This window comes from Agromyces humi (assembly GCF_009720255.1).
Taxonomy (GTDB): domain Bacteria; phylum Actinomycetota; class Actinomycetes; order Actinomycetales; family Microbacteriaceae; genus Agromyces; species Agromyces humi.
In genome coordinates, this window is sequence record NZ_WJSP02000264.1 from 1 (window position 1) to 5309 (window position 5309).

Below are 5309 nucleotides of genomic sequence, written 5' to 3' on the forward strand. Positions count from 1 at the left end.
CCCGCGCCGGTCGAGGTCCACGTGGGCGACGGTCGCGAGATCGACGCCGGCGAGCTCGGGGCACCGGGCGGATTCGACCGCATCCTCCTCGACGCCCCGTGCACCGGCCTCGGCGCCCTGCGTCGTCGTCCCGAGGCGAGGTGGCGCAAGGCGCCGGCGGATGTCGCCGAGTTGACGAAGCTCCAGGGCGAGCTGTTCGACGCGGCGGTCGGTGCACTCGCCCCGGGCGGCATCCTGGCGTACGTGACCTGCTCGCCGCACACCGCTGAGACGCACGGAACGCTGACGGCGGCGCTCGAGCGGTGGCATGGGCGTGTCGAGCAGGTCGACACGCGCGCGGTCCTCCAAGGGCTGTCGCGGCATCCGCTCGACCTCGCCGGCGCGCCCGAGACCGTGCAGCTCTGGCCGCACCGGCACGGCACCGACGCCATGTTCATCGCGCTGGTGCGTCGCACCGGCGAAGGCACCGGCGACGCAATCGCCGCCGACGCCGATCGCTAGGCTGGCGGCATGACGACGCGGATCAACCCGAGCATCCTCGCTGCCGACTGGGCGAACCTCGAGCACGAGCTCGGGCGCATCACCTCGGCCGACCTCGTGCACGTCGACATCATGGACAACCACTTCGTGCCGAACCTCACCTTCGGGCTGCAGATGGTGCAGCGCCTGCAGGAGGTCTCGCCGATCCCGCTCGACGTGCACCTCATGATCGACGATCCCGACCGGTGGGCGCCCGCCTACGCCGAGGCCGGCGCCTTCTCGGTCACGTTCCACGCCGAGGCGGCGGCCGCACCGGTGGCGCTCGCGCGCCGGCTGCGCGAGATCGGCGCGCGGGCCGGCATCGCGCTGAAGCCCGGCACGGATGCCACGCCCTACCTCGACCTGCTGCCCGAGTTCGACCAGGTGCTCGTCATGACGGTCGAGCCGGGGTTCGGCGGCCAGTCGTTCATCCCCGAGACGATGCCCAAGCTGCGGCGCATCGCCGACGCCGTGCGTGACGCAGGGCTCGACGTGTGGCTGCAGGTCGACGGCGGCATCACGGCCGACACGATCGGCATCGCTGCCGAGGCCGGAGCCGACACGTTCGTCGCGGGGTCGGCCGTGTTCGGCGGCGACGTGCCCGCCGACCGCATCGCGTCGCTGCGCGACGCCGCGTCGGCGCACACGCACGCGCACCGGTAGCCTAGACGGGTGAAGACCTTCGACGACCTGTTCGTCGAGCTCAGCGACAAGGCCCGCACCCGCCCCGAGGGTTCCGGCACCGTTCGACAGCTCGACGCCGGCGTGCACGCCATCGGCAAGAAGATCGTCGAGGAGGCGGCCGAGGTCTGGATGGCCGCCGAGTACCAGAGCGACGACGAGACCGCCGAGGAGATCTCGCAGCTGCTCTACCACCTGCAGGTGCTCATGCTCGCGAAAGGTCTCGCGCCGGCCGACGTGTACCGACATCTCTGATCGCGCCATGACCCCATGACCGACCAGCTCCGTCGACACGACCGTGTTGCCAGACACATAAGGCAGGAAATGCTCCGAATCGCCGTGCCCAACAAGGGCTCGCTCGCCGAGACCGCCGCCCAGATGCTGTGGGAGGCCGGCTACACCGGTCGCCGCGACCCGCGCGACCTCCACACCGCCGACCCCCGCAACGGGGTCGAGTTCTTCTACCTCCGACCGCGGGACATCGCGACCTACGTGGGCTCGGGCGCCCTCGACGTCGGCATCACCGGCCGCGACCTGCTGCTCGACTCGGGCTCCGAGGCGAACGAGATCGCCCCGCTCGGCTTCGGCGACTCGACGTTCCGCTTCGCCGGACCGGCCGGGGGCTTCGCCGAGCTCGCCGACCTCCACGGCGTGCGCGTCGCCACCAGCTATCCGGGGCTCGTCGGCGACTTCCTCGCCGGGCACGGCGTGACCGCCAAGCTCGTGAAGCTCGACGGTGCGGTCGAGTCGGCCGTGCGACTGGGTGTGGCGGATGCCGTCGCCGACGTCGTGTCGACGGGCTCGACGCTCCGCCAGGCTGGCCTCGAGATCTTCGGTCCGGTGATCCTCGAGTCCGAGGCCGTGCTCATCGGCTCGGGCGTCGAGCGCGCAGGCGCCGACACCCTGCTCAGGCGCCTGCAGGGCGTGCTCGTCGCCCGCCAGTACGTGCTGCTCGACTACGACGTGCCCGTCGCGCACCTCGAGCGAGCGACCGAGGCCGCGCCGGGCTTCGAGTCGCCCACCGTCTCGCCGCTCCACGATCCCGAGTGGGTCGCCGTGCGGGTCATGATTCCGCGGGTCGACATGAACCACGTCATGGACGAGCTGTACTCGCTCGGGGCCCGGGCGATCCTCGTCAGCGCCATCCACGCGGCCCGGTTGTGAGGCGCGGATGTCCCTCGCCGTCCGTGTGATCCCGTGCCTCGACGTGGCCGCCGGCCGCGTCGTGAAGGGCGTGAACTTCCAGAACCTCCGCGACGCGGGCGACCCCGTCGAGCTCGCCGCGCGCTACTCCGACCAGGGCGCCGACGAGCTCACGTTCCTCGACGTCACGGCCACCGTCGACGACCGCTCCACCACGTACGACATGGTGCAGCGCGTCGCCGAGCAGGTGTTCATCCCGCTGACCGTGGGCGGCGGCGTCCGCTCGGCCGAGGACGTGGCGCGACTCCTCGGCCACGGCGCCGACAAGATCGGCGTCAACAGCGCGGCGATCGCCCGCCCCGAGCTCATCGCCGAGATCGCCGACCGGTTCGGCGCCCAGGTGTGCGTGCTCTCCCTCGACGTGAAGCGCTCGCGGCGCACGGCCTCGGGCTTCGTGGTGACCACGCACGGCGGCCGCACCGAGACCGACCTCGACGCGCTCGACTGGGCGCGCCGGGCCATCGACCTGGGCGCGGGCGAGCTGCTGGTCAACTCCATCGACGCCGACGGCACCAAGGCGGGCTTCGACCTCGAGCTCACCGCGCTGATGCACGAGCTCGCCGGCGTGCCGGTGATCGCGTCGGGCGGCGCCGGCGCGGTCGAGGACTTCGCCCCGGCGATCGCGGCAGGGGCCGACGCGGTGCTCGCGGCATCCGTGTTCCACAATGGCGAGGTGACGATCGGCGAGGTGAAGGCCGCACTCGCCGCGGACGGGAGGATCGTGCGATGAGCGAGGCCGGCGACGAGGAGCTCGAGCGCGACGAGGAGTCGTGGGCGCCCGGGGCATCCGCCGTGGACCGCGCGCTGTTCAACGCCGACGGGCTCCTGCCCGCGATCATCCAGGAGGAGGGCACCGGTGAGGTGCTCATGCTCGGCTGGATGGACCGCGAGGCCATGCGCCGCACCCTCACCGAGGGTCGCGTGACGTTCTGGTCGCGCTCTCGGCAGGAGTACTGGCGAAAGGGCGACACGTCGGGGCACGTGCAGTACGTCCGCGCCGCCGCCCTCGACTGCGACGCCGACACGCTCCTCGTCACCGTCGAGCAGGTCGGCGCCGCGTGCCACACGGGCACGCGCACATGCTTCGACGGCGACCCGCTCGAGGTCGCCGTGGGCGCTGCGCCCGCCCCGAAGACGACTGGCGCCCCGGCCCCGACGTCCGCCGACTGACGAACCCACCGCCGACACGAGGAGGCCGAGTGCCCGCCACCACGAGCTTCGACGAGTTCACCGCCCTGCTGCCGGGCCGCAGGGTCGTGCCCGTGTCCCGTGAGCTGTTCGCCGACGGCGAGACCCCGGTCGGCATCTACCGCAAGCTCGCCGCCGGCCGCCCGGGCACCTTCCTGCTCGAGTCCGCCGAGCAGGGCGGTATCTGGTCGAGGTACTCCTTCGTCGGCGCGTCCTCGTACGGCGTGCTCACCGAGCGCGACGGGCACGTCGAATGGCAGGATTACGGCCTCTCGGCGGAGCGTGCGCTGGGCGAGGCAGCGGCACTCGCGCCCCTGGCCGCGCTCGAGGCGCTGTACGAGCGCTGGCGCACCGAGGACGTGCCGGGCGCGCCGCCCCTCACCGGCGGGCTCGTCGGCTTCATCGGGTGGGAGGCGATCCGGCAGATCGAGCACCTCCCGAACCGGCCGCCGGCCGACTTCCGGATGCCGGGGCAGGCGTTCGCCTTCGTGGCCGAGCTCGTCGTCATCGACCACCGCACGGGCACCGTGCAGTTGGTCGCCTCGGCGCTCAACGACGGCGACGAGTCGCCTGAGGCGCTCTGGGTCGACGCGCAGGAGCGGCTCGACCGGATGCAGCGGCGGCTCGCCCGCCCGTCGGAGGCGTGGCTCGCCGAGATCGACCTCACGACCGCCGCGTCGCCGACGCATCGGACCGAGAAGGCCGACTTCCTCGCCGCGGTCGAGCGCTCCAAGGAGTACATCCGCGAGGGCGACATCTTCCAGGTCGTGGTCTCGCAGCGCTTCGAGCAGGTGGCGACCGCGGACCCGATCGACGTCTACCGGGTGCTCCGAAGCCTGAATCCGAGCCCGTACATGTACGTGCTGCACCTCGACGACCCGGCCGGCGAGCCGTACTGGATCGTCGGCTCCTCGCCCGAGGCGCTCGTGAAGGTGGAGGACGGCCGCGTCTTCACGCACCCGATCGCGGGCTCGAAGCCGCGGGGCGCGACGCCCGAGCAGGACGCCGACCTCGAGGCCGAGCTCGTCGCCGACCCGAAGGAGCAGGCCGAGCACCTCATGCTCGTCGACCTCGCCCGCAACGACCTCGCCAAGGTCTGCACGGCCGGGTCGGTCGAGGTGACCGAGTTCATGCGGGTCGAGCGGTTCAGCCACATCATGCATCTCGTGTCGTCGGTCGAGGGGAACCTCGCACCAGGGGCGAACGCCGTCGACGTGTTCCGGGCGACCTTCCCGGCCGGCACGCTGTCGGGTGCGCCCAAGCCGCGGGCGCTCGAGATCATCGACGAGCTCGAACCCGCCCAGCGCGGGCTCTACGGCGGCGTCGTCGGCTACTTCGGCTTCGGCGGAGACGCCGACCTCGCGATCGCGATCCGCACCGCCACGATCTCGGGCGGAATCGCGCGCGTGCAGGCGGGCGGCGGGCTCGTGGCCGATTCGGTGCCCGAGTCGGAGTTCCAGGAGTCGCAGAACAAGGCGGCGGCGCCGTTGCGCGCGGTCGCCGTCGCGAACGCCATGCGGAGGGTCGAGTGAGCACCGCGCGCATGAAGCTGCCGATCATCGTGGCCACGATCGTCGGCGCCGGCCTGGCGCTGCTCTCGTGGAGCCAGACCTGGTTCGAGCCACCCTTCTCATCGTGGCCCTCACCCTGCTCGGGATGCTTCCCATGTATCGCCAGGTCGCAAAGGAGACTCCGCACGGCCACGGGTCGGTGGCCAT

Annotated in this window: 6 protein-coding genes and 1 pseudogene; all 7 read left to right on the forward strand. The window is 72.0% G+C overall.

The features are described from left to right. Window positions 1–501 (forward strand): annotated as a pseudogene (locus GH736_RS16600) (rRNA small subunit methyltransferase B); the annotation flags it as partial. A 9-nt stretch (window positions 502–510) separates the two neighbouring features. Beyond that, entirely contained in the window at window positions 511–1182 is a 672-nt protein-coding gene (gene rpe, locus GH736_RS16605) for a ribulose-phosphate 3-epimerase (protein WP_159605312.1), read from the forward strand. Between the two features lie 9 nt (window positions 1183–1191). Then, window positions 1192–1455 (forward strand): phosphoribosyl-ATP diphosphatase, encoded by a 264-nt coding sequence (locus tag GH736_RS16610; protein ID WP_159605314.1) that lies wholly within the window; start codon window positions 1192–1194, stop codon window positions 1453–1455. A 69-nt stretch (window positions 1456–1524) separates the two neighbouring features. After that, window positions 1525–2364: an ATP phosphoribosyltransferase gene (hisG, locus tag GH736_RS16615; protein WP_159605316.1), complete on the forward strand. Its 840-nt coding sequence runs from the start codon at window positions 1525–1527 to the stop codon at window positions 2362–2364. 7 nt (window positions 2365–2371) lie between these two features. Further along, window positions 2372–3133 carry an imidazole glycerol phosphate synthase subunit HisF gene (hisF, locus tag GH736_RS16620; protein WP_159605318.1) on the forward strand — a complete coding sequence of 254 codons (762 nt, stop codon included), beginning with the start codon at window positions 2372–2374 and terminating at the stop codon, window positions 3131–3133. Next, window positions 3130–3573, forward strand: coding sequence for a phosphoribosyl-AMP cyclohydrolase (hisI, locus tag GH736_RS16625; protein ID WP_159605320.1), 444 nt, complete (start codon window positions 3130–3132; stop codon window positions 3571–3573). The genes hisF and hisI overlap by 4 nt, the downstream gene beginning before the upstream one ends. Before the next feature lie 29 nt (window positions 3574–3602). After that, window positions 3603–5123, forward strand: a complete 1521-nt coding sequence (locus GH736_RS16630) for an anthranilate synthase component I (protein ID WP_235934357.1) — start codon at window positions 3603–3605, stop codon at window positions 5121–5123. The last annotated feature ends 186 nt before the right edge of the window (window positions 5124–5309 follow it).

Excerpts from the sequence above, each read along its gene's own strand:
- hisG (WP_159605316.1), top strand. The coding sequence starts at position 1,525 with ATGCTCCGAATCGCCGTGCCCAACAAGGGCTCGCTCGCCGAGACCGCC.
- hisF (WP_159605318.1), top strand. The coding sequence starts at position 2,372 with ATGTCCCTCGCCGTCCGTGTGATCCCGTGCCTCGACGTGGCCGCCGGC.
- hisI (WP_159605320.1), top strand. The coding sequence starts at position 3,130 with ATGAGCGAGGCCGGCGACGAGGAGCTCGAGCGCGACGAGGAGTCGTGG.
- rpe (WP_159605312.1), top strand. The coding sequence starts at position 511 with ATGACGACGCGGATCAACCCGAGCATCCTCGCTGCCGACTGGGCGAAC.